Genomic DNA, 23,802 nt, shown 5'->3' with positions numbered 1-23,802 from the left:
CCGCCCATGCCCGCCGCGCGTCCCGCCAAGGAACCGGACCTGTTCTCGGACTACCACCGGATTCCGGGGGTGGCCGACGAATTGTTCGATGCCGAGGGGCGGATGCGGCCGGTCTGGGCGCGCTTTGTCGAGCGTTTCGCAAGATTGGCCCCGGCCGAGATCGCCGCGCGGTTTGAGCGCGGCAACCAGTATCTGCGCGACGCGGGCGTGTTCTACCGGCAATATTCCGGCGACCCGCTGGCCGAGCGTGACTGGCCGCTCTCGCATATCCCGGTGGTGCTGCATGACAGCGAATGGGAGCAGATCTGCACAGGGCTGGCCGAGCGCGCCGATCTGCTGGAGCAGGTGGTGGCCGATCTCTATGGCGAGGGGCGACTGGTGCGCGAGGGGCATCTGCCGGCCTCGCTGATCGCCGCCTCGCCGCAATGGCTGCGGCCGATGGTTGGGATCGAGCCTGCGGGCGGGCATCATCTGCATTTCCTCGCCTTCGAGATCGGCCGCTCGCCCGATGGCTCGTGGCTGGTCTTGGGCGACCGGGTGCAGGCGCCTTCTGGTGCGGGCTTCGCGCTGGAGAACCGGATGGCGACCGGGCGCATCTTCCCTGAGCGTTTCCCGCGCGCCTATATCCATCGGCTGGCCGGGTTCTTCGCCGATTTCCGCGCGCAGATGAAGGCGCTGGCCAAGGCCGGCGGCGACATGGAGGCGCGTGCGGCGATCCTGACGCCGGGGCCGTCGAACGATACCTATTACGAGCATACCTATATCGCGCGATACCTTGGCCTGATGTTGCTGGAGGGGGAGGATCTGCTTGTCGAGAATGGCGAGCTGAAGGTCCGGACCATCGAGGGGCCGCAGCCGATCGGCCTGCTGTGGCGGCGCATCGACGCGGCCTTCGCCGACCCGCTGGAGCTGCATTCCGGCAGCCAGATCGGCACGCCCGGGCTGGTCGAGACGGTGCGGCGCGGCAACCTCGCCATGGTCAATGCTCTCGGCGCAGGCGTTGTCGAGATGCGGGCGATGATGGCCTTCCTGCCGCGCATCTCCGAGGTGCTGACGGGCAAGCCGCTGGCGCTGTCCAACATCGCGACATGGTGGTGCGGCGGTGCGGCCGAGCGCGATTACGTCAAGAAGCACGCGGGCGAGATGCTGATCGGCCCGGCTTTGAGCCCCGATCTGCCCTATGACATCGAGACCGGCGCCGGGCTGGGCGGGCAGGGCGGTGATACCGAGGCCTGGATCGACGCTGAAGGGCCCTCGCTGGTCGGTCAGGAGGCGGTGGCGCTGTCGACCACGCCCGCATGGGTGACCGAGCCGGGCCAGCCGCTGGTCGAGGGGCGCATTCTGCCACGGCCGATGACGATCCGTGTCTTCGCTGCCCGCACGGCCGAGGGCTGGCGCTTCATGAAGGGCGGCTACGCGCGGATCGGCAAGGCGGGGGATGCCTCGGCACTCGGGATGCAGAAAGGCGGGTCGGTCGCGGATGTGTGGATCGTCTCGGACCGTTTGGTGCCCAAGGTCACGCTGACGCCGAAGGGCGAGGCGAGTTTCCAGCGGCTGGCGCACGGGGTGCTGCCCTCGCGTTCGGCGGACAACCTGTTCTGGCTGGGCCGCTATGTGGAGCGGACCGAGGACGCGATCCGCTTGATCCGCGCCTATCACCTGCGGCTGGCGGCGACGGACAATCCGGCTGATCCGCTGCTGCGGCGGCTCAGGGCCTTCATCAGCGGCTATGGCATCGACGTGGCGCAACCCATGCCCGAGGCCTTGCTCGACCGGATCGGCGCGGCACGGGCCTGTGCGGCCAAGGTGCGCGACCGCTTCTCGACCGACGGATGGGCGGCGCTGGTGGATCTGCACCGCACCGCCAGCGTGACCCTGCGCGATATCGAGGCGGGGGATGATGCGGCGCGGGCGATGTTCGTGCTGGTGCGCAAGATGACCGCGTTCTCGGGGCTGGTGCAGGACAACATGTATCGCTTTCAAGGCTGGCGCTTCCTGTCGCTGGGCCGGGCGCTGGAGCGCGCAGACGGGCTGACGGCACTGCTGCATGGTCTGGCCGAGCCCGGCGCGCCCGAAGGGGCGCTGGACCTCGCGGTCGAGGTGGCGGACAGCGTCATCACCCATCGCCGCCGCTACGCGGTCGAGACCTCGCGCGATACGGTGGTCGATCTGCTGGCGCTCGATGCCGACAACCCGCGCTCGATCCTGTTCCAGTTGCGCGTCATGCGCGAACAGGCCGCCGCCTTGCCGGGGGCCGAAGACAACGGGCGGCTCGCGGCCTTGTCGCGGGCGATCCTGCCGTTGGAGACCCGGCTCAGCGTCGTTGATATCGAGGACATCACCGCGAAACGATTGCTGTCGATGCGCGGGGCCTTCGGGGATATTTCTGACCTGATCACCGATGCTTATCTGCGGTAAGTGACGGCATGATCTACGATATCAGCCTCGCCATCGATTACGAATACGCCGCCGTCTCGGACCGGGCGCGGACCTTGATGCGGCTGTTGCCCTCTGACCTGTCGGGTGAGCAACGGGTGCTGGACACGGCGCTGACGATCACGCCGCGCCCGGATGAGCGGCGCGAGGAGCGAGACTTCTTCGGCAATTGCACCACGACGGCGGTCTGGCACGGGCCGATCGACGCGCTGCATCTGGTGCTGAAGCTGCGGGTCGAGCGGTTGACCCCGCCCGGCAGCGCCGACCTGTCGCCCTTGCTGGCGGATCTGCCGAGCACGCTGGACGGGGTGCGCGACCTTGGACCTTGCGCGCCGCATCATTTCCGCGGCCCCTCGGCCCGCGTGCCGCTGATCCCGGCGATCTCGCGCTTTGCGCAGGCGGTCATCACGAAGGCGGGCGGGACGCCGACAACCCGGCAGGCGATCGAGCTGCTGGGCCATGCGCTGCACGAGGAGATGCGCTTCGATGCCGAGGCGACCTCGGTCGAGACGGGGCCGGAGCAGGCGTTCGAGCAACGCTCGGGCGTGTGTCAGGACTTCGCCCACATCATGATCGCGGGGCTGCGGGCCTTGGGCATTCCGGCGGGCTATGTCTCGGGCTTTCTGCGCACCAATCCGCCGCCGGGACAGCCCCGGCTGGAGGGGGTGGACGCGATGCATGCCTGGGTCTGTGCCTGGGCCGGGCCGGTGACCGGCTGGATCGAGTTCGATCCGACCAACGATCAACCGGCGGGGCAGGATTACGTCACAGTGGCGCGCGGGCGCGATTACCTCGATGCGGCGCCGGTGCTGGGGGCCATGCGCAGCGCGGGCGGGCAGGCGAGCCGCCATGCCGTGGACATGGTCCCGCTGGAGGATTGAGGCCGGCGGTGCAACGCGCGCAGGCATCAGCCTTGGCAAACCTGTCGCGCCTATTGTCCGGCGTCGATCAGGAGGCCGAGGCATGGACGAGACATCCACCAATCTGAACCTTCCGTACCTGCAGGCCGCGCAGGCGCAGAAGCATGTCACTCACAATGCAGCCCTGGAGCGGTTGGATCTCGTGGTCCACCTCGTCCTTCAGGGGTTCGACGAGACGTCACCGCCGCTTAGCCCCGATGAGGGGCAGGTTTGGTCGATCGGTTCAGGCGCGATCAATGACTGGGTCGGCCATGACGGCGAACTCGCTGCCTGGTCGAACGGCGGATGGCTGTTTCTGACGCCTAAGGCTGGCTGGCGCAGTGTCGTGGGGACGGAGCTTCGGCTCTGGAACGGCTCGGCCTGGGTCGCTCCGGATCTGCCCGCGCTGCAAAACCTGTCCGGCGTCGGCATCGGCACGACCTATGATGCGACCAACAAGCTGGCGGTTGCTTCGGACGCGGTTCTGCTCAGCCATGCGGGCGCGGGACATCAACTGAAGGTGAACAAGAACGGCGTGTCAGACACAGCTTCTGTCCTGTTTCAGACGGGTTGGTCCGGGCGGGCGGAACTGGGCACTCTCGGCTCGGAGGCCTTTGGCGTAAAGGTCTCCGCCGATGGCAGCAGCTGGACCACCGCACTGTCGATTAATGCGGCAACCGGTGTTCCGGCGTTCGGACATGGCGCGGTGGTCAACGGTCCGGTGACTGGGACCGGGGTGACGCAGAGTCCGACCGACGCGACCGTGGGAAGGCTGACCAAAGTCGGGGATTTCGGGCTGGGAAGCACGTCCGGTCAGATTCTGGTCGACCTGAATGACAACACGGTGCCGAACGGCTTATACTTCTGCGTTCAGGGGACAACAGCGAACAATACGGTTGGCGGGATCGCATTCACCGGCTCCGTACTGGTGAATCAGCGGGCCAACGGTGCAAGGGTCACGCAGATTGCCATCTTTGAAGGCCTTTCGAACGGCCTTGCTTTCATCCGCGTCTACAACGGCGGTTGGGGGCCGTGGTACCGAACCTATAATCAAGCCACGATATTGGGTGCCGTTTCGCAGTCAGGCGGCGTGCCGACCGGCGCCATTCTTCAGCGCGGCGTCAATGCGAATGGAGAATTTGTCCGTTTTGCTGACGGGACGCAAATTTGCACTGTTTCCGCCGCGGCTGTCGATTGCCAAGTCACGGCCGGCACTGTCTTCACTCACGCGAGCGCCTTGGTCTGGACGTTCCCAGCAGCATTCTCGGCGGCTCCAAGTGTTTCTGGCGGTGGAGGCGATGTGACACGGTGGCTTGCGACAAGCACCCCTTCGCCAAGCGCGGTCGGCTATCGCGTGTTGAGCCATAGCAGTAGCGCAAGTCTGGCAGCGCCGGTATTGATGGCTGTCGGCCGTTGGTTCTGAGGAGGTTCCCATGCGACTGACCCTTTCACCAATCCGTGGTCTGCCGGGACAGGTTGAAACCACGCTCTCGATCTCCGGAGACATCCTATGGGTGGATGGCCCCAGCGTCGACTTTGGTTCGCTTGTGCCCGATGGCGGGGAGTTTCATCCCGACGAGGGCGATCACCCGTTCATCGGCGTAATCTCCCGCATTGACGGCGAGATACAGGCGACTGTGCGCGTCGTATTGGGTGACGACACCGCCCCCGACCAGCCGATCGATCCCGCGCATTGGCTCATCACCGCGACGGACGGGCCTGTTTCGGTCCCCGCAATCCGCACTTCCAAAGAGGACCCTCTGGCATGACTTATGTGCTCACCGGTACCACAAGGACATCTCAGGATATCGCGGCCACCAAGGTTGCTGCAGCCCAAGCCCGGATTGCCGCGGCGATAAATGCTCATGTCGAGGCGCGGGCGATAGTCATGGGGTATAACAGCGCTGCGCACCTTGCCGGCTATACCGGCAGCACTGTTTCGGACTGGGCCGAGGAAGCGCGAACCTTCGTCGCATGGCGCGACGCTGTCTGGCTCATGGCCTTCGACTTGCGTGATCAGTACGACATTACGGAAGATCTTCCTGATTCTTCGGAAGTCCTTAGTCACGTTCCAGCTTGGCCCGGCTGAGCGTCGAGCGGGAGTGTGCAGAGCACCTTCCGTCGCCTTGACTGCTGACCGTCATCCAGACAGTTGTGCGGTCAGGGCCGCGAGCGGTTCATCAAGCGATCGGCCGCGGCTTTCCATGTTCAGCCGCACCACCGGCTCGGTGTTCGACGAGCGCAGGTTGAAGCGCCAGTCGCCCATGTCGAGGCTGATGCCATCGGTCTCGTCCACGGAGCAGGCCCGGGGCTCGTATCGGGCGCGGATCGCAGTGATTGTGCCCTTGGGGTCGGCCGGGTGGAAGTTGATCTCGCCCGACGAGGGGAAGGCCGCCCTGCGCGCCGCGACCAGATCGGCCAGCGGCCCGCGACGCGAGACAAGCTCGGCCATCACCAGCCAGGGGATCATGCCGCTGTCGCAATAGACAAAATCGCGGAAGTAGTGATGGGCGGACATCTCGCCGCCATAGAAGGCATTCTCGTCGCGCATGGATTGCTTGATGAAGGCATGCCCCGTGCGCGATTGCACAGCCGTGCCACCGGCCCGGGCGACGACATCCTGCGTGTTCCAGACCACGCGCGGGTCGTGGATGATCTTCGCGCCTGGCTCCTTTTGCAGGAAGACCTCGGCCAGAAGCCCCACGACATACTCACCGTCGACGAAGCCGCCCGTATGGTCGAAGAAGAAGCAGCGGTCGAAATCGCCGTCCCAAGCCACGCCCAGATCCGCACCCTCGGCGATCACGCGCTCGGCGGTGACGGGGCGATTTTCCACCAGCAACGGGTTCGGAATACCGTTCGGAAAGCTGCCGTCCGGCGTGTGGTGCATACGGATGAAGGTCAGGGGTGCGCCCCGGAGTTCGAGGGCTGCCGCAATGGCGTCGAAGGTCGGACCGGCGGCGCCATTGCCGGCGTTGACGACGATCTTCAGGGGCTTGAGCGCGGCGACGTCGACGAAGGACATCACGCGCTCGACATAGGCGGTGCGCGCCTCGATGGCGATATCGCGGATCCGGCCGCCCGCGCGTGCCGGGCCGAAGTCATCCGCCTCGGCCAGCGCCTTGATCGACGCGAGACCCGTCGCCGCATCGAGCGGGGCCGAGCCTGCCCGGACCATCTTCATGCCGTTGTAATCCATGGGATTATGCGAGGCGGTGACGCAGATGCCGCCATCCGCGCCGAAGAACGTGGTGGCAAAATACATCTCTTCAGTGCCCGACAGTCCGAGGTCCAGAACCTCGCAGCCCTCTGCCACCAGCGCCTGCGCGACTGCGCCCGCGAGGGCCTCAGAAGAGGCGCGGATATCACGGCCCAGAACGACCTTCTTCGCGCCAAGCGCGCGGGCAAAGGCCCGACCGATGCGGTGGGCGATCTCCTCGTCAAGGTCGATGCCCAGCCGGCCACGGATGTCATAGGCCTTGAAGCAGGTCAGCGCGCTCATCCTTTCGCCCCCTGACCGCGGGCATAGACGTCCTCGTATCGGATGATGTCATCCTCGCCGAGATAGCTACCGGTCTGTACCTCGATCAGGACCATGGGTACCTTGCCGGGGTTCTCCATCCGATGGACGGCACCGAGCGGAATATAGACCGATTGGTTTTCGGTCACGAGCTGCACGCGGTCATCGATCGTCACCTTCGCGGTGCCTTCGACCACAATCCAGTGCTCGGCCCGATGATGGTGCGACTGGAGGCTCAGCGCCGCACCGGGATGGACATGGATGCGCTTGACCTGAAACCGCGACCCCAGTGCGAGGCTCTCGTACCAGCCCCAGGGTCGGTAATCGCGGGGGAGGGTCTCGGCCTGTGCGACGCCGCGCGCCTTCAGCGCGCTCACCGCCTTCTTCACATCCTGCGCACGGTCCTTGTGGGCGACCAGCACCGCGTCGGGCATGGCGATGGCGACGATGTCCTTGAGACCGATACCCACAACCTGCATCGCCTCATTCTCCGAGCGAAGCAGGCTGTCCTCGCAATCGATGGCCAGCGCGGCGCCGGCGGTGACGACGCCCGTGTCATCGCCTTCGCTCTCGCGCCAGACGGCTTCCCAGCCGCCGAGGTCCGACCATAGGCCGCCATAGGGCACGACCGAGAGGTTGTCGGCCTTTTCCATCACGGCGTAATCAATCGAGATGTCCTCGAGCGCGTCCCATTCAGCGAGGGCGAGGCGGGTGAAGGCAAGGTCCTCCTGCGCGCCGGCAAGGGCTGCGCGCACCTGCGCCAGCATCACCGGCGCGAAGGTTTCGAAGGCCGCGATCAAGGCATCGGCACGGAACAGGAAGATGCCGGCATTCCAAAGATGCCGTCCGCCCGCGAACATGGCCTCGGCGGTTTCGAGATCGGGCTTCTCGACGAAGCGCGACAGGGGTTGGGCAACAGGGCTGAAATCCGCATCCGGCGGGGCGCTGAGTTCAAGCCAGCCATAGCCGGTCTCGGCGCGGTCCGGGCGGATGCCGAAGGTGACCAGTTGCCCGGCCATCGCCGTCGGTGCGGCTGCTTGCACTGCGGCGCGGAAACGGGCGGCATCGGGGATCACATGGTCCGACGGCGCCACGAGGACCAGCGCGTCGCCGCCGATTTTCAGCGCGGCGGCCAGAATCGCCGGGGCGGTGTTGCGGGCCGAGGGTTCGATCAGGATCGATTCCTGCCGGATGCCGACCTGTCCCAGCTGTTCGGTGACGATGAAGCGGAAATCCGATCCGGTCACCACCACCGGCGCGGCAAAACCCGGCCCGGACAGGCGCTGGGCCGAGGTCTGGAATAGGCTTCTTTCGCCGGTCAGCGGGGCAAACTGCTTGGGGTAGGATTTGCGCGACAAGGGCCAGAGCCGCGTGCCGGAGCCGCCGCAGAGAAGGACCGGGTGAAGCAAGATCGACATGGCAAGGAGGCTCCCGCTACGAAAGACAAAACCGAAACACCCCCCGGGACAGGGAGGGCCGGAGCCACGTTAACCCAAGATTCCCGGCATTTGTATGTCGCGGATGCGCTGCGGGCGCGGCAGGGTCATTGGACAAGTCAGCGCGCAGGCCGAAGTTTCGCGCAACCGGGACCGGTCACTTTTGGCCGGCAGGATGGCGATGACCCCGTGCGCCGAGGCCCCAATCCCGGAAGCCTCAGACCTTGACGATCGCGGGCCGGAAGCGCGCGCCCTGCGCGATCGCGGCATAGATCTTGCGCCGAAGCGCCGGCGGGACCTGCCCCTCGCGCATCTGCCGCCGCACGGCCATGTAGAACGACACAACCCCGAGGAGGCCGCGCTCGCGCCGGTGGAACGAGGCCTCGTTGCGCGCGCCGTAGCGGAATTTCCACAGGCTCTTGGCGTTGACGAAGCCGTAGTTGACGCCCTTGTTCTCGGGCGTGTCATGGGTCACGCGGCTTTCCGGGACATAGATGCCGGGATACGAGCGCGCGATGCGGCGGGTATATTCGGCATCGTCGAACCAGATGAAATAATCCGAGATCGGCAGGCCATGCGCCGCGACGGCCCAGCGCGGGATCAGCGCCGAGACGAACGAGGCGCTGTCGACCAGCGCCCAGGCCTTGCCGGGATGGACGAAACGCGGCCAGTCCCAGACCGCGCGCGGCGTGTTCATCTCGCACATCGTGCCGTCGATCCATTCCACGCGGGAGCAGGCGAAGCTGGGGCGGTTGCCGGTCTCGGCCTCGAACTCGGCATAGGCCGACAGGAGTTTCTCGATCGCGTCCGGCAGCGGATAGGCGTCGTCGTCCGAGATCCACATGAAATTGACCCCGGAAGCATAGGCCGCTTTCATCCCTTCGTGGAAGCCGCCGGCACCGCCGACATTCTTCGGCAGGCGGATGTAGCGGATCTCGGGCAGGCTGCGCGCGCGATCCGCCACCAGATCGCCGGTGTCGTCGGTCGAGGCATTGTCGACGACGAAGATCAGGTCCGGCCGGACCGTCTGCTGCGCCAACGTATCCAGCACGTTCATCAACTTGGCCGAACGGTTGAAGGTGACGATGACGGCCGCGGTCGAGGTCAGGAAAGTGGTCATGGATCAGGCCTCGATATCGTGATGCGCGTTCGTCCGAGGGGCAGAGCCGCCCTCGGCCTGAGCCGGCAGAGCGCCAAGCGCTTCGTCCTCGGCTTCGATCCGGGCGAGGGTCTGGCGATAAAGGCCCGAGATCACCTCCTCCGCCGTCGGATCCGCCGCAAGCCGGTGGTGGCAGGCGTTCAGCGCCGCGTGCTGGGCGGCGAGGAAGGCCTCGTCGCGCCACAGCCGGTCGACGACGCGTACGGTCTCGCGCACACAGGCCATCGAGGCGAGCGGGACCAACAGGCCTTCGGGGACGATCTCGGATTGCGAGCCGACATCCGTCGAGATCGGGATGCAGCCATGCTCGACCGCCTCGTAGCAGACGAGGGCCAGCCCCTCGTTGTTCGACGGCAGGATCAGGATGTCCGAGCGTTTCAGCAGCGCCGGAATATCCGAGGTGGTGGCCTGCCCCTATCGGGTGGTCCGGTATCAATTTTAGTGCATGACAGGTATCCGTGCCAATGCGGATGCCTGCGGCGGGGCTGATCCGCGCCGGCGAGACGGCCAGTGGACAGCCTCCGGCGTCGGCGGCCGATATCCGAGCGATGAGTGAGGCCTGACCGTATTGTAGTGGACCCGCCATGCCTCGATCACGGCGCGAGCCTCCGCCAGGGAGTAGAAGATCTCGCCATTGAGCAGCTCGTCACGGAGCTTCGAGTTGAAGCTCTCGCAGTAGCCGTTCTCCCATGGGCTGCCGGGCTCAATGAATGCCGTCTTCGCGCCCACCGCGTCGATCCAGTCGCGCACCGCCTTTGCGATGAACTCTGGCCGTTGTCCGAGCGAACATGACCCGGCACGCCGCGAAGGATGAACAGGTCGGTCAGGACATCGATCACGGCGGTCGAATTAAGCTTCCGGTCGATCCTGATCGCCAGGCACTCCCGGGTGAACTCGTCTATGACATTGAGCATGCGGAACTTCCTTCCATCATGCGTCCGGCTCTCGACGAAGTCGTAGGACCAGACGTGGTTCGGACGCTCCGGCCGCAGACGGATGCACGACCCGTCATTCAGCCAGAGCCGGCCTTTCCTTGGTTGCTTCTGGGGAACCTTCAGCCCCTCCCGTCGCCAGATCCGCTCGACGCGCTTCACGTTCACGGCCCAGCCAGCATCTCGCAGCATGGCTGCGATCCGGCGATAGCCGTAGCGCCCATACTGGCTGGCCAGCGCGACGATGTCCGCAGTCAGCGCGTCTTCATCGGCCCGGCCGCGTGGGGCTTTGCGCTGGGTCGAACGATGCTGGCCGAGCACCCGACAGGCAAACCGTTCCGACACGCCGAACTTCTGCCGGACATGCTCGACATAGGCCCGACGGCGAGCGGGGCTCAGAAGTTTCCCGAGGCGGCCTCCCGGAGGATCAGCTTCTCGAGCGTGAGATCGGAAACCGCCTTCCGCAGCCGCTCGTTCTCCTTCTCGAGCTCTTTGAGGCGCTTCACCTGGTCGGTCTTCAGCCCGCCGAACTCCTTGCGCCAGCGGTAATAGGTGAACTGGTTCGGCATGGCACTCGGACCTATGGCGTGCTCATGCCTCACCCCCGATCGACCGCACCGCTTCGGCCACCGATCGGCCTTGCGATACCAGCACGTCGACCTGCCGAAGCTTCGCGACGATCTCCTCAGGCTTATGTCTCTTCTGTCCCATTCTTCGTCCTCCATACGGCTCCAAAGCCTACTCCAGGGAGGACCACTTTTCAGGGGGCAGACCAGTGCCGCGACGGGCGGCGGCGGTAAGCGTGGCGCTGGAAAGTTGGGGGCTGGCAAGGGCGGTGGCGGCAAAGCCGGCGGCGCGAAGCGCGCAGGCGATGGTGGCAAGGCCCGCATGGGCAAGGCTAACCGCGGCAAACGCAGTGCGGAGGCGGGCGTCGCCCAAGGGGCTGCCATGGCTGCCGTGAGCGGTGAAGGCGGTGCCAAAGGGCAGGGCAAGGGAAAGGGCCTGCGCGGCGGGGCCGGCGCGAAGGGTGCTGGCAAGAGGCGCGATCAGGGACCCGGGCAAGCGCATGGCCAAGGGCGCATGAAGGCCACGGCCTCGGATAGCGCTGGCAAGGGCGATCTCTGAGCGAGCGGTGCATGCGCCTGCAGGAGGCGGGCGCGCGCGGCCTGATTGCGCCTTCACGTCTCGGGGCCGTCCTGTTATGGTCCCGACGACCTGCACCACCCTTTGAGACAACTCACTGTCTTATAACGTCAATTTCAAACTGGTGTTTTCCCTGTGAAGATCGAAAAGACTGCCCTTCCCGATGTTCTCATCTTCGAGCCCGCCCGTTTCGGGGACAGCCGTGGATGGTTCAGCGAAACCTGGAATGCGTCTCGGATGGCGGAGGCCGGGCTGCGCCTCGACTTCGTCCAGGACAATCACTCGTTCTCGGCTGCCAAAGGCACGCTGCGCGGGCTGCACTACCAGCGCCCGCCGCATGCGCAGGACAAATTGGTGCGCTGCACGCGCGGCGCGATCTTCGACGTGGCCGTCGATATCCGTCGCGGCTCTCCGCATTATGGCCGCTGGACCGGCGTCGAGCTGACGGCCGAGAACGGCCGGCAATTGCTTGTGCCCAAGGGGTTCCTGCACGGCTTCCTGACCCTGACGCCGGATTGCGAAGTGCAGTACAAATGCACGGATGTCTATGCCCCGGATTGTGATGGCGGCATCCGTTGGGATGATCCGACGATCGGTATCGACTGGCCGCTGGCGCCCGGCGAGGCGCCGCAACTCTCGGCCAAGGACAGCACTGCGCCCGGTCTTGCCGATTTAGACACGCCTTTCGTCTGGGAGGGCGCGGCATGAAACTGCTCGTCACTGGTGGTGCGGGCTTCATCGGCTCGGCCGTAGTGCGCCTCGCGGTGTCGCGGGGCCATGAGGTCGTGAACCTCGACGCGCTGACCTATGCCGCCTGCCTCGACAACGTGGCGCCCGTGGCCGACAGCCCGCTTTATCGCTTCGAGCAGGCCGATATCCGGGATCGTGCGGCGCTGGACCGGATCTTTGCCGAACACGAACCCGATGCGGTGATGCATCTCGCAGCGGAAAGCCATGTCGATCGCTCGATTGACGGTCCGGGCGATTTCATCGAGACCAACATCACCGGCACCTACAACATGCTGGAGGCCGCGCGGACCTACTGGACCCGCAAGGGCCGGCCCGAGAGCTTCCGCTTCCACCATATCTCGACGGACGAGGTCTTCGGCTCTCTGCCCGCGGATCCGGCGGTGAAATTCACCGAGGACACGCCCTACGATCCGCGCAGCCCTTACTCGTCGTCGAAGGCGGCATCGGACCACCTTGTCCGCGCTTGGCACGAGACCTATGGCCTGCCGGTCGTGCTGACCAATTGCTCGAACAATTACGGCCCCTACCACTTCCCCGAGAAGTTGGTCCCGGTGATCATCCTCAATGCCTTGGCCGGAAAGCCGCTGCCGATCTATGGCAACGGCCAGAACATCCGCGACTGGTTGTTCGTCGAAGACCATGCCGACGCGCTGCTGCTGGTCGTCGAGAAGGGCGCATTGGGCCGCAGCTACAACATCGGCGGCGAGAACGAGCGGACCAATCTGGAACTGGTCAAGGCGCTTTGCGCGATCCTCGACCGGCTGCAGCCGAAGGCCGACGGGTCCTACGCCGAGCAGATCACCTTCGTCGCCGATCGTCCGGGCCATGACGCCCGCTATGCGATCGACCCGACGCGTATCCGTGAGGAACTGGGCTGGCGTCCCTCGGTGACGGTCGAGCAGGGGCTGGAGCGCACCGTGCGCTGGTATCTCGACAACGAGGCCTGGTGGCGCCCGCTGCAGGTGCGGCAGGGCGTGGGGCAGCGGCTCGGGACCAAGGCATAAGGATGGCGCCCGGCCGCTTGGCGGTCGGGCCTCATGGGCCAAGGGGACTGCCCCCCGACGATCCGGCCTCCATCCGTTCATCCGCCTGAAGACGCACAGGCGACAGGAGTAGTCATGACCCTTCTCATCTTCGGAACGACCGGGCAAGTCGCCTTGGAGTTGCAGAGGATCGCGCCAGAGGCCCGGTATCTGGGCCGTGCTGAGGCGGATCTTTCCGAGCCTGAGCGCTGCGCGGAGGCCATTCGAACCTTCCGCCCCTCGGCGGTGATCAACGCCGCCGCTTGGACTGCCGTCGACCGCGCCGAGGCCGAGGAAGACGCGGCTTTGGTGGTCAACGGACAGGCCCCCGGCGCGATGGCCGAGGCCTGCGCGGCTTTGGGGGTGCCCTTCGTCCACATCTCCACCGATTACGTGTTCGACGGGACGGGCGAAGACGCCTTCAAACCCGATGATCCGACGGGGCCGCTCGGGGCGTATGGGCGCACCAAGCTGGCCGGCGAACAGGCCGTGAGGGCGGCAGGTGGCCCGCATGCGATCCTGCGCACATCGTGGGTATTCTCGGCCCATGGCAACAATTTCCTGAAGACAATGCTCAGGCTCGGCCGCGAGCGTGAGGCGCTGACCGTCGTCGCGGATCAGGTCGGGGGCCCGACGCCGGCCCGCGCGATTGCCGCAGCGTGCCTTGCCATCGCGCACCAGCTGCAGGACGATCCGGAGAAGACCGGGACCTATCATTTCTCGGGCGCGCCGGATGTCTCGTGGGCCGACTTCGCGCGCGAGATCATGATCCAGGCGGGGCTCGCCTGCACGATTGGTGACATTCCGACCAGTGCGTACCCGACCCCTGCGAAGCGGCCGGCGAATTCCCGCATGGATTGCGCGTCGCTGTCGGTTTTCGGGCTTGACCGTCCCGACTGGAGAGTAGCAGTTCAGGAGGCATTGACAGACCTCGGAGCTATTTCATGACTTCTTCTTCGTCGAGCACACGCAAAGGCATCATTTTGGCCGGCGGCTCGGGAACGCGTCTTTATCCTTTGACCATCGGAGTCTCAAAGCAACTCCTGCCGGTCTATGACAAGCCGATGATCTACTATCCCCTCAGCGTGCTCATGCTGGCGGGGATCCGCGAAATCGCGATCATCACCACCCCGCATGACCGCGACCAGTTTCAGCGCACGCTGGGGGATGGCTCGCAATGGGGCATCTCGTTGACGTGGCTCGTGCAGGAAAGTCCCGACGGCTTGGCACAGGCCTATCTGCTGGCCGAGGACTTCCTCGCAGGCAGTCCATCGGCCATGATCCTGGGCGACAACATCTATTATGGACACGGGCTGACGCGGCAGCTGCGGGCCGCCTCGGCGCAGGAGGCGGGGGCGACTGTCTTCGGCTATCATGTCTCGGATCCTGAGCGCTACGGCGTCGTCAGTTTCGATGCCGATGGCAAGGTCGAGAGCATCATCGAGAAACCGGCGAAACCGGCGTCCAACTACGCGGTGACCGGGCTCTATTTCATGGATGGCACGGCCTCGGCCAAGGCGCGTAACGTCACGCCGTCCGCCCGTGGCGAGTTGGAAATCACCTCTCTGCTGGAGATGTATCTCGCCGAAGGCAGCCTGTCGGTAGAGCTGATGGGCCGCGGCTATGCGTGGTTCGATACGGGCACCCATGGAAGCCTGCTCGACGCCGGGAATTTTGTGCGCACACTGGAGTTGCGGCAAGGAATGCAGACGGGTAGCCCCGATGAGATTGCCTTCGAACAGGGCTGGATCACGCCTGAGGCGTTGCGCGGGCGGGCGCGCAAGTTCGGCAAGAACGCGTATGGCGCCTATCTGGATCGGCTGCTCGACAGCTGACGGCCCTGACCTGTGGTCTTCGGCACGATCCGTGGCGGAGACCTCATTGACTTCGCGACGAGAAAGCAATGTCGGACATCACCTGGGATCTGAATGACCTTGAGCAGGGGCCGCGTTTCCGCGGCGCCGTTGATGGCATGACGGACGAATGGATCTTTGGCTGGGTGATCGAGGCGGCCTCTCCACGGACGCCCGTCGAGGTTGAAATCTACCTCTATGATCAGGCCGTCCTGAGGGCCGTCTGTGACATCAACCGCAACGACATCGGTGCTCTGGTCGGCATGCCGGTGACAGCCGGGTTCTCGGCACCGCTGCGCGACGTCGCTCCCAAAGCCGCCGAGGCGGTCCTCACGCGCCTCAAGGCCGATGGTCCGGGCGAGGTTCGCATCGCAGACATCCTGCGCATTGAGGTGCTCGGCACCAGCATGTCCTTGCCGATATCGGCGCATGTCGGCTCGATCACGCGCGAGGCGCTCTACAAAGCTCTTGCGCCGCGTCCATCGAAGTTCCCGGGCGGCAAGGGCGGGCGGCAACGTTTGCTCGATGGTTTGCTGGCACCTGAGATGAGCCACGAGCCCCCCGCGGTCGGCGTCATCGCTTACTATACGACTGTCTTCGCCCCCGATGGCGAACGTGGTGGCTTGCGCGGCAGCGGCGCGGCGGACTGGGCGGATGTCGCCGCAGCCCAGCCCTTGTTCCCGGGACATGGCCAACCCAACCTGCCGGCCGATCTGGGATTTTACGACCTGCGTATCGATCAGGTCCAGAGTGATCAGGTCGCGCTGGCCCGGCGCTATGGGGTCTCCGGATTCTGCTACGAGATCCATCGCGTCGAGGATCAGATTCTGGGGGTGTTGCCGGTCGATCGTCATGTCGCGATGGATCTTGATCTGGACTTCTGCCTTTCATGGGTGGTCGAGGGCAGCCCGGACGGGCTCGCGCAGGAACAGCGGCGCGGTCATGCCGACGATACTGACTTCATCCATGCTCTGATCCCCTATTTTCGCGCCAAGCGTTATCTGACCATCGACGGGGCGCCTTTGCTGCAGGTCGAGGGTCTGGAAAAGTTGCGCCATCCGGCGGCGACCGTGGAGCGCTGGCGCCAGATCCTGCAAGACGAGGGCTTCCCCGGTTTACATCTGTGTCTCGTCGAGGGACCCGATGCACCGAACCCGCAGGCCTACGGCTGTGACAGCAGTTGTCAGGATCCGCGCCGCGACACACGGTGTCCGACCATCAACGCGCGCATCCCCGACCTCGCCAGCGGTTTCACGGGGGCGATCCGGGACTACGCCGATCTGTTGCGACAGGAGCTTTCTGAGACTCCGGCGGCCCATCTGCGGTTTCGGACTGCTCTGCCGGGCTGGGATCAGACCTGTCAGCGCGGCCTGCAGGGCAATCTCTATACCGGAGCCTCGCCTGCCGGGTTCGAGACCTGGATGAGCCATCTCGTCGGTGAAGCTCGTGGGCACCTGCCCGAAGGGGCGCGGCTGGTGTTCGTGCGCTCGTGGAACGACTGGCCGCAGGGCGCCTATCTGGAGCCGGACCGGCGGCACGGCCATGAGGCGCTTCAGGCCATCCGGGCGGCGGTGTCTCCACGCAACCTGGCGCTGGCGCCGTTGCGTCCGGTGGCCGAAGGCGCTGCGGATCCGCTGGTCGAGACCCGGCGCTATGTCGAAAGCCTGATCCGTGCCAATGCGGTGCTGAGCGATCTCATCGCACAGGGCCCGGTCGGCCTGCACGCCTACGAGGCGTCGGGCTTCGTCCCGATCCCCGACGTCATGCTTCGGATCGAACGTCTCACCGGGCAGAAGTTCGAGATCGAAACGGTGAACGGGCGCCGCCCCCCTGCGGACGCGGCGCTGCCGGTGCCTCTCTGGCAGGGCGTGACTCTGTCGGGGTGGTTCCTGATCGACGATGTCGCCCGTGGCGAAGCGATGATCGCGCTGCGCAATCTGGACATGGGCGGCGAGCGTTATCTGGCCTCGGTTCCGGCGCGTCAGGCGCGGGACGACGTTGTCGCGTTACTCGGGCTGGGTCCGCGGGCACAGGGCTGCGGATTCCACCTGAGGGGCCGTCTGCAAGGTGTGCCGCCCGGTCGCTACGAGGTCGAGATCCTGATCCCCGGAGAGGTCGGTCCGCGCCGCGCTCTGGCGATCAATACCGATCTGACGCTGATACTCGGGTGACAAGCATGGAGCTTTCGCCGCTGGTCAGCGTGGTCGTCCCGGCCTATTGCCACGCCGAGTTCATCGAGGATTGCCTGCGCTCCATCCATGCTCAGACCTATCCCGAGATCGAGCTGATCGTCGTCGATGATCTGTCCACCGACGATACCTTCGCCCGCGCGGAGGCGTTGCTGCAGGGCGATTTTGCGGCGCGATTCCGGCGTGTGGCCCTGCTGCGCAACGAGCGTAATCTTGGCGCACATGACGCGATCAACCGCGGCATCTCGGAATCGCAAGGCAGCTATATTGCCCTAATCAATTCTGATGATCTCTATCATCCAGACCGCGTGAGCGCCTTGATGGCAGCCTTGTCGGAAACCGGTGCGGAACTGGGGTTCTCTCTGGTCGAGGTCATGACGAAGCGTGACGAGGTCCACTCGATCGAGCCGTATTTCCAACTCTTCGCGCCGCGGCAGATGCTGGCGCTCCAGCGTGATCCCAGCATCGGGTTCGCCCTGATGCGGCTGAACGTGGCGATCTCGAAAGGTAACTTGTTGTTTTCGCGTCAACTATATGATCGGATTGGACGCTTCAGTCCGATGAAGTATTGCCATGACTGGGATTTCTTATTGCAGGCGCTGTGGTGGACAGAGCCGGTCGTTGTTCCGCAGGAGCATTATCGCTACAGGCTGCACGGCACAAACTCCTTCTCCTCGCTGGGTTACCTCGCCTCGACGGAGATCGAGGCCGTCCTGTGCCGGTTCTCTCGCCTGGGGCTACGCGGCGTGTCCCCCAATCGGCAGTTCCCTTGCGAGTTCAACTGGCCGGGCGTCTTTGAACTCTATGTGCGGCAATGCGGGCATTTGAGATTCCTTGACCGCGAGCGAGGCAAGATGAATATCGCTTCAGTGCCGTGAGAACAAGCGCCCCTCCAGGGGGATCAGCGTCCGGACGTCGCAACGAAGTTGGCCGCGCTCTGGCTGTGATTGCTTGAGGTACCTCGGTCGGCCCAGAAGTCGTCCCACAGTCAGGGGCGAGTCTGGTGCACCTGAGGTTCCACGCGCTGACGCAAGCGTTCGGGCGCCCGGGCAGGTTCGGTGTCAATTGGCCTGCAAAACTGACCCCCTATTGGAGTGAACCCCATGGACTGGACCACGGGGGCTGAAGATCTGATACGCTGGACGGGCCTTGCATGGAGAAAACCCCATGACGTCCCGAGGTCCTTACCGTCGACATTCGACACCGTTCAAATTGCAGCTTTGCCAAGACATAAGGGCGGGCATCATCGGACGCCGCGATGCGCAGCGCAGCCATGACCTCTCTGCCAACCTCATCCAGCTTTGGCTGACGCAGTTCGACCGGGGAGAACTGACAAATGAAGAAGCCAAGGCCAGCGTAATCGCCGAATACGAGGTCCGCATCGCCGCACTGGAGCGCAAGGTTGGCCAGCTCACAATGGAGCTGGACCTTGCCAAAAAAACACCGCGGATGCCGACCGTCAACGGCAGCGAGAGATCATCCGTGATCAGCGGCCCCGCGCCTGCTCCATCCGGCGGGGGTGCAAAGCCATGAACCTGCCGCGCAGCACCTACTACTATCGCGCGGTCGCCAAACCCGAAGGGCTGTCGGATGCCGAGCTGACGTCAATCATCGAAGACATCCCGGATGAACTGCCCTGTTATGGCTACCGGCGTGTGACACACGAACTGAAGCGTCACGGATTGATCATAAATCACAAGAGGGTAGCCCGCGTCATGCGGCTGGCCGGACTTGGTATAAAGCCCCGCAGGCGCTTTGTGCGGACAACCGACAGCCAGCACGACTCGCCTATCTTTCCGAACCTCTACCGCAACGCCATCCCGGATCGGCCTGACCGGATATGGGTCGCGGACTTCACCTACATCCGGGTAGCGACCGGCTTCTGCTTCCTCGCGGCTATCCTCGATGCCTGCAGCCGCGAGGTCGTCGGATATGCTCTGTCACAACGCCTCGACACGCCTCTGGCGCTGGCGGCGTTGCGCGCGGCGGTGGCAAACAGGGCTCCTCCGGCGGGCTGCATCCATCATACGGACCGCGGCAGACAATACGCATCTCAGACCTACCGCGATGCCCTTGCGGATGCGGGCCTCCAGGGCTCCATGAGCGGCGTCGGGAACCCCTATCACAACGCGCAGGCAGAAAGCTTCATGAAGACGCTGAAGGTCGAAGAGGTCTATCGGGCCGGATACGAGACCTTCACCGATGTCGCCACCCGCTTGCCCCGGTGCATCGAGCAGGTCTACAACCCAAAACGACTGCACTCAGCACTCGGGTACCGATCCCCCGAGGAATTCGAAACCCAACTCGCCCGCGAGGCGGCTTAGGTCGGAGACCCTCCGTGGTCCAGTCCATGGGGTTCACTCCACTAAGGGGTCAAAGTTGCACGCCGAAACACACTATCTGCACGCCAGAGAGACCGGCTCGCAGGCCAAGGCCGGGGTTGGACGATGTATCATCTTCTACAACCACCAGCGGCCCCACGCCGCCCATGGCGGACAGCCACCCGCCGTGCTCTACTTCAACCAGCTCGAAACCCACCAGCAGGGGCAGAGAGTAGCTTAAATTATCCCGGAAACTGTGCAAGTGACGGGGAGTAGCTCACGACCGAGGTATTTCGATGCCCGCAGTGCTTCGTTTCGTGCGACCGCGCCGGCGGTGACTGTCTTCCACGGTTTGGCGTTCTTACGGGGTGGAATGACAGCGTGGGGGCCGCGGTCAGCGATGGCATCGTGGCATTCGCGGGTGTCGTAGGCACCGTCGGCGGTGACGCTGCCGATCTGCTCGTGCGCAGGAATCTGTTTGAGCAGGTCGGGTAACACCGGCGCACCGGCGATGTGGCTTCCTGTGATCTCCATGGCCCGAACCTCCAGCGTTTCCTCATCAATCTCCAGATGGATCTTGCGCCAGACGCGCCGTTTCGGGCCGCCATGCTTGCGGGCGTGCCACTCGCCTTCGCCCTCGACCTTGATGACATCAAACGTTATAGCACCGTCAAATTTGTCTACATCGACTTCGACGCTGGCGAGGTCGCTCCTGTCTGGACAGCCTATCCGATTGCGTTGCAGCCCCGTCACGGGACCCGGATAGCGTGATCGCCATGCCGCAACCAGATACAAGGTTTTGCAGAACATCTGCAGACGTCGTGCCGCATCGCCATTCGTCCGCTTCCCGCCCTCAGTAGCGGTTGGCACTTCGCTTTGGCGAAGGAAGGAAAAAATGCGGCATTTGTTCGCCTATTGGGTGTGAAATGCAGCAGTGGAAAATGGTGTATGCGTGGCTCAAGCCACTGGGCCACGTCCGGTGGCTCGGGCGTGTCGTCGCTGCCATTTGGGGGGCGGGCCGTCCGACTACATTGGTGCTGGTGTCTGGTTATCCGAAACTCCGGGTACTTCGAGCTCCCCATCCCCGACTTCCTGATGCCAAGTGTCTGCGAACCGGGTCACCTCTCCTTCTTCAGGGGCGTTCATCAACATGCCACCGCAAATTTCGGCAACGCTCCCATCCCGGAATGTAACCTGGACCGAAGATGTGTTTGAGCGGCGCCAGCGCCAGCCACTGAAGCGCGCTCGAAGGAATCGAAGAAGCTGCACGAGTTGGCTCCCGAAGGTCAGTCCGCCGGGCTGAACATCAAGCCGTGGATCTCCGAGATTTTCTGCTTCAAGGTGTGGTTCTCTGTCCGGATTTCGTGGAGTTCGTTCGCGAGCTGCTCGAGGATCCCTGACAACCCGGCGGTGGTCTCGTTCGCTTGGTTCAGGGCTGTGCGGTGCTCTTCCCGGAGGCTCGTTGCTTGCCGCAGATCCTCCGAGATACGCTGAAGAGCCTCGATCAGAGCTTCGCCAAGCTCGGACATCGGGTGATCGGGGTCGTCCAACAGGCTGGTCAGCGGCAGAAGCTGATCCACTTTGCCGTCCGTCGTTAGCAACGTTTTCAGCAATACCTCGTGGTCCGGGGGCAGGGCCAAGGAGGACATCGTCTTTCGCATGTTCGAACTCCATCAAGGGTTTCGTGTGGGGGAGGAGGGTCTTCAGAATCGCCTGTGCGCTGAGCCGCAGTCGGAGACGGTGCAGGGCATGGGCATGTGCCATCCGCCTCTCGAGATGGCGCGGCTCCCAGGCAGGGCCGAGCTCGCCACCTAAGAGCTGCACACCATCCACGCTGAAGAGATGCGTTTTCCTTCCATATACGTTGCGGATTGTGGTGCGCAGGATTACGGGGGATTGCCGCGCCAGCGCATCATCTAGGGCGTCGAGAGTTCTCGGGCGATCGCTTGTGAAGATGGCACCCAGTACCGCGCTCAGTCGTTTTCTGGGTTCCGTCGTCAGCCGACGGCTGATGACCGGAGGATCAAGTTGCGGGACCTGGGGGTTGAAGTAGTCAGGGACGGGCAAGCCAAGGAGCCGGGCCAGCGTTTGATGATTGCGACTGGTCCGGATGTCCCCGGTCTTGGGGTGCAAGGATGATCCGTCAAATCCTCGCAAACCGATGGCGACATGCACATGGTCGCAGTTGGCATCGGTGTGGCGGGCTGCGATCCACGGCGCGCGCAGGGCTGGCAGACCCGTCATATCGAGCTGCGCCATGACGATCGCGTGCCAAATCTCCCGGCTGGCGCGCAGACCCTCCGGCAGCGAGAGTGTCATGTGCATCACCCCCGCACCATCCGCCAGCCGATCCAGCCGGTCGCGAAGGACGACGGGTTTCGCCTTCGGGATCGTCCCACCTATGAACTCGGCGCCTTGGCGCAGGTCATAGTCAGACAGGACGCCGGCGGTTTTGTGGAAGGTGTTGTGGGCGCGCATCGATCAGGTCCTCTGCATCTTGCGGAGGGCCTGAGTGAGGTCGAAGAGGAGGTCCGCCAAATGCTCGAGCTTCTTAGGCGCGATTTCTTCAGCGTTGAGGGTCACACCGATCTGACCGACAAGAGCCGCGATTGCGCCGGTTCCGATCTCTGGTTCCAGAGCCTTTCTGCGGACAAACACAGCGCAGCTCTCCGATCCCGCAGATTGGCGCAGCGTTTCCAGCCTTGAGAACTCGTCTTCCGTGAAGCGGACCTTCACGAGCTTATCCCGCCGGGTACTCATGACGGCCACCCGTCCGTGAGAGTTCTGCCCAGGAGATGGATCAGACACTTGGGGCCAGGGTAGGAGCAGCAGTCGACGATCAGGTTCGAAGTCACAGCGGTCAGTCTTCTTTTAGTTGCGTTGATCGACAGTATATCTGCTGCCGGATGACCAGGGTTGCCCGAATGGCGCGTGGAGGCCCTCTCGTGTCGCTATTATGTGGACAACTATGCTGCTTGGGCGGCCGGAGGTGCTGTGGGCGGATTCGGGATTCTGCCGCTTGGCCAGCGCAGGCAAAGAATCCGTATTTTCCACGAAGGGGGCAAAGGCCGAAGTAGCCCCATTTCGAATGGTTATTGGATCGCAATTGTCGCTTTGTACCAAACTCGGGAGCGTCGCGCGCGTAAGGACCTAAGGGGGAGGGCCCTGACTTCGGTATTCGCGGGCCGAAGCTCCGGAGATGTCAAAAGTGACTTTCCGACCCTTACGGGACGACCCGCGCTATCCGTCACCCCGTTCGACAGGTCTTCATCGCACCAGGGGCTCGGAACAGCCGCGGCAACTTCGCGACCACACCTCTCATCACGGTCATCGACGTGGCGACATCATATTGCTCGTCATGCACGTCGCCGCCGATATGCCCGACAAGGTCGCGGCGCTGCTTGTCGCTGACCTCGGGCAGCTCTTTCAGGTGCGCGATGACATAATGTCGAAACGAGTGGAAGCAGAGTTCCCTCGGGTTGCCGTTCAGCTGTCGCACGAGTGCCTTCGCCCAGTTGTAATAGATCTTGTCGCCGAAGGACTGGCTCTCATTTGTCGCGATCAATTCGGGGAAGAGGGCCGCAGGTGAACCGCACCGGGTTTGCCGGAGGCTCCAACTCCTGAGTAGCAACTGTGTTTCAAACGATGGCGTCTCGGTAGGCCGTTCCAGTTTTGATCATTGCGTTGAGAACGGTCAGGAGCTTGCGCGCGCAAGCGACGATGACGGGCTTTTTGGCCTTTCCAGCCGCAAGCAGGCGCTCCTTGAACGCCCTGAACCGCGGGTCGAACCTGCTGGCGGTGAGTGCTGCCAGATAGAGGGTGCGCCTGATCGTGCCGCGTCCACCCCATATGCTGCGTTTTCCGCGTCGATGTCCGGAGTCATTCGCATGTGGTGCGAGCCCGGCGAGAGCCGCGATCCTTCGGCGGTCAAGCTGACCAAGTTCAGGGAGCTGCGCGATCAAGGTTGCTGAGACGACGGGCCCGATCCCTTTGACTTGGCGTAGGCGCGCGGCTTGCTCCCGCAAATCGCCCTGTCCTTGATATTCGGGGTCGGCACTACGGGCGCCCCTTGCAACTGTTCAGGTTCAAATGGCGGCGGCGCAAATGGGCCCCTTGCTACTCAGCGGGATCTGCCTCCCCGG

Annotated in this window: 21 protein-coding genes and 4 pseudogenes; 15 read left to right on the top strand and 10 right to left on the bottom strand. The window is 64.2% G+C overall.

What is annotated here, in order from left to right:
* Window positions 1-6 precede the first annotated feature (6 nt).
* The 5 genes from BCY78_RS08390 to BCY78_RS08370 all read left to right on the top strand — a co-directional run bounded on the left by BCY78_RS08390 (window position 7) and on the right by BCY78_RS08370 (window position 5,424).
* Entirely contained in the window at window positions 7-2,418 is a 2,412-nt protein-coding gene (locus BCY78_RS08390; RefSeq protein WP_068300285.1) for a circularly permuted type 2 ATP-grasp protein, read from the top strand.
* An 8-nt stretch (window positions 2,419-2,426) separates the two neighbouring features.
* Window positions 2,427-3,317, top strand: coding sequence for a transglutaminase family protein (locus tag BCY78_RS08385; protein ID WP_068300283.1), 891 nt, complete (start codon window positions 2,427-2,429; stop codon window positions 3,315-3,317).
* An 82-nt stretch (window positions 3,318-3,399) separates the two neighbouring features.
* Entirely contained in the window at window positions 3,400-4,758 is a 1,359-nt protein-coding gene (locus tag BCY78_RS08380) for a DUF2793 domain-containing protein (RefSeq protein ID WP_068300281.1), read from the top strand.
* A gap of 10 nt (window positions 4,759-4,768) precedes the next feature.
* Window positions 4,769-5,104: a hypothetical protein gene (locus BCY78_RS08375; protein ID WP_068300280.1), complete on the top strand. Its 336-nt coding sequence runs from the start codon at window positions 4,769-4,771 to the stop codon at window positions 5,102-5,104.
* Complete coding sequence (locus BCY78_RS08370; protein WP_068300278.1) at window positions 5,101-5,424, top strand: hypothetical protein; 324 nt, start codon at window positions 5,101-5,103, stop codon at window positions 5,422-5,424. The genes BCY78_RS08375 and BCY78_RS08370 overlap by 4 nt, the downstream gene beginning before the upstream one ends.
* A gap of 51 nt (window positions 5,425-5,475) precedes the next feature.
* Here the strand turns inward: BCY78_RS08370 and BCY78_RS08365 are convergent, their stop codons facing one another.
* From BCY78_RS08365 to BCY78_RS25205, 6 genes and pseudogenes are all read right to left on the bottom strand, one after another.
* Window positions 5,476-6,837 (bottom strand): phosphomannomutase/phosphoglucomutase, encoded by a 1,362-nt coding sequence (locus BCY78_RS08365; RefSeq protein ID WP_068300276.1) that lies wholly within the window; start codon window positions 6,835-6,837, stop codon window positions 5,476-5,478.
* Window positions 6,834-8,273 carry a mannose-1-phosphate guanylyltransferase/mannose-6-phosphate isomerase gene (locus tag BCY78_RS08360; protein WP_068300273.1) on the bottom strand — a complete coding sequence of 480 codons (1,440 nt, stop codon included), beginning with the start codon at window positions 8,271-8,273 and terminating at the stop codon, window positions 6,834-6,836. Before BCY78_RS08360 ends, BCY78_RS08365 begins: the two co-directional genes overlap by 4 nt.
* Window positions 8,274-8,508: 235 nt before the next feature.
* On the bottom strand, window positions 8,509-9,411 hold the full coding sequence (locus BCY78_RS08355; protein ID WP_068300270.1) for a glycosyltransferase family 2 protein: 903 nt from the start codon (window positions 9,409-9,411) through the stop codon (window positions 8,509-8,511).
* A gap of 3 nt (window positions 9,412-9,414) precedes the next feature.
* Window positions 9,415-9,843, bottom strand: a complete 429-nt coding sequence (locus tag BCY78_RS08350) for a glycosyltransferase (RefSeq protein ID WP_083194901.1) — start codon at window positions 9,841-9,843, stop codon at window positions 9,415-9,417.
* A gap of 45 nt (window positions 9,844-9,888) precedes the next feature.
* A pseudogene (locus tag BCY78_RS24565) lies at window positions 9,889-11,093 on the bottom strand (IS3 family transposase).
* Between the two features lie 27 nt (window positions 11,094-11,120).
* Entirely contained in the window at window positions 11,121-11,444 is a 324-nt protein-coding gene (locus tag BCY78_RS25205) for a hypothetical protein (protein ID WP_139103116.1), read from the bottom strand.
* Between the two features lie 216 nt (window positions 11,445-11,660).
* Between BCY78_RS25205 and rfbC the strand changes: the two genes are divergently transcribed.
* The 9 genes and pseudogenes from rfbC to BCY78_RS25960 all read left to right on the top strand — a co-directional run.
* Entirely contained in the window at window positions 11,661-12,233 is a 573-nt protein-coding gene (gene rfbC, locus BCY78_RS08330; RefSeq protein ID WP_068300263.1) for a dTDP-4-dehydrorhamnose 3,5-epimerase, read from the top strand.
* A complete protein-coding gene (gene rfbB, locus BCY78_RS08325; RefSeq protein WP_068300261.1) occupies window positions 12,230-13,279 on the top strand; it encodes a dTDP-glucose 4,6-dehydratase in 1,050 nt (349 codons plus the stop codon). Before rfbC ends, rfbB begins: the two co-directional genes overlap by 4 nt.
* Before the next feature lie 114 nt (window positions 13,280-13,393).
* Window positions 13,394-14,245 (top strand): dTDP-4-dehydrorhamnose reductase, encoded by an 852-nt coding sequence (gene rfbD, locus BCY78_RS08320; protein ID WP_068300259.1) that lies wholly within the window; start codon window positions 13,394-13,396, stop codon window positions 14,243-14,245.
* The gene (rfbA, locus tag BCY78_RS08315) at window positions 14,242-15,132 is read left to right on the top strand and encodes a glucose-1-phosphate thymidylyltransferase RfbA (RefSeq protein ID WP_068300258.1); all 891 of its coding nucleotides are present in this window, start codon (window positions 14,242-14,244) and stop codon (window positions 15,130-15,132) included. The genes rfbD and rfbA overlap by 4 nt, the downstream gene beginning before the upstream one ends.
* 68 nt (window positions 15,133-15,200) lie before the next feature.
* Window positions 15,201-17,321 carry a glycoside hydrolase family 99-like domain-containing protein gene (locus BCY78_RS08310; RefSeq protein WP_068300256.1) on the top strand — a complete coding sequence of 707 codons (2,121 nt, stop codon included), beginning with the start codon at window positions 15,201-15,203 and terminating at the stop codon, window positions 17,319-17,321.
* A gap of 5 nt (window positions 17,322-17,326) precedes the next feature.
* Window positions 17,327-18,217, top strand: a complete 891-nt coding sequence (locus BCY78_RS08305) for a glycosyltransferase family A protein (RefSeq protein ID WP_068300255.1) — start codon at window positions 17,327-17,329, stop codon at window positions 18,215-18,217.
* A gap of 289 nt (window positions 18,218-18,506) precedes the next feature.
* On the top strand, window positions 18,507-18,872 hold the full coding sequence (locus BCY78_RS25965) for a transposase (RefSeq protein WP_068300254.1): 366 nt from the start codon (window positions 18,507-18,509) through the stop codon (window positions 18,870-18,872).
* Window positions 18,815-19,663 carry an IS3 family transposase gene (locus BCY78_RS08295; RefSeq protein WP_369808698.1) on the top strand — a complete coding sequence of 283 codons (849 nt, stop codon included), beginning with the start codon at window positions 18,815-18,817 and terminating at the stop codon, window positions 19,661-19,663. The genes BCY78_RS25965 and BCY78_RS08295 overlap by 58 nt, the downstream gene beginning before the upstream one ends.
* 64 nt (window positions 19,664-19,727) lie before the next feature.
* Window positions 19,728-19,901: pseudogene (locus BCY78_RS25960) on the top strand (integrase core domain-containing protein); the annotation flags it as partial.
* 32 nt (window positions 19,902-19,933) lie between these two features.
* On the opposite strand, the pseudogene BCY78_RS08290 reads toward BCY78_RS25960, so the two are convergent.
* Together BCY78_RS08290 and BCY78_RS08285 are read right to left on the bottom strand one after the other, a co-directional pair.
* Window positions 19,934-20,308: pseudogene (locus tag BCY78_RS08290) on the bottom strand (transposase); the annotation flags it as partial.
* Between the two features lie 638 nt (window positions 20,309-20,946).
* Window positions 20,947-21,321, bottom strand: a complete 375-nt coding sequence (locus tag BCY78_RS08285) for a hypothetical protein (protein ID WP_068300248.1) — start codon at window positions 21,319-21,321, stop codon at window positions 20,947-20,949.
* 508 nt (window positions 21,322-21,829) lie between these two features.
* Here BCY78_RS08285 and BCY78_RS25200 point away from each other — a divergent pair.
* Window positions 21,830-22,366: a hypothetical protein gene (locus BCY78_RS25200; protein ID WP_139103114.1), complete on the top strand. Its 537-nt coding sequence runs from the start codon at window positions 21,830-21,832 to the stop codon at window positions 22,364-22,366.
* A gap of 541 nt (window positions 22,367-22,907) precedes the next feature.
* Here BCY78_RS25200 and BCY78_RS08275 read toward each other — a convergent pair.
* Entirely contained in the window at window positions 22,908-23,225 is a 318-nt protein-coding gene (locus BCY78_RS08275) for a hypothetical protein (protein ID WP_068300246.1), read from the bottom strand.
* Window positions 23,226-23,298: 73 nt separating this feature from the next.
* Window positions 23,299-23,664: pseudogene (locus BCY78_RS08270) on the bottom strand (transposase); the annotation flags it as partial.
* Between the last annotated feature and the right edge of the window lie 138 nt (window positions 23,665-23,802).

The organism is Pararhodobacter sp. CCB-MM2, from assembly GCF_001691415.1.
Lineage (GTDB): Bacteria > Pseudomonadota > Alphaproteobacteria > Rhodobacterales > Rhodobacteraceae > Pararhodobacter.
Note: the sequence above shows the minus strand (reverse complement) of the source record. Positions and strands in the feature narration are given on the sequence as shown.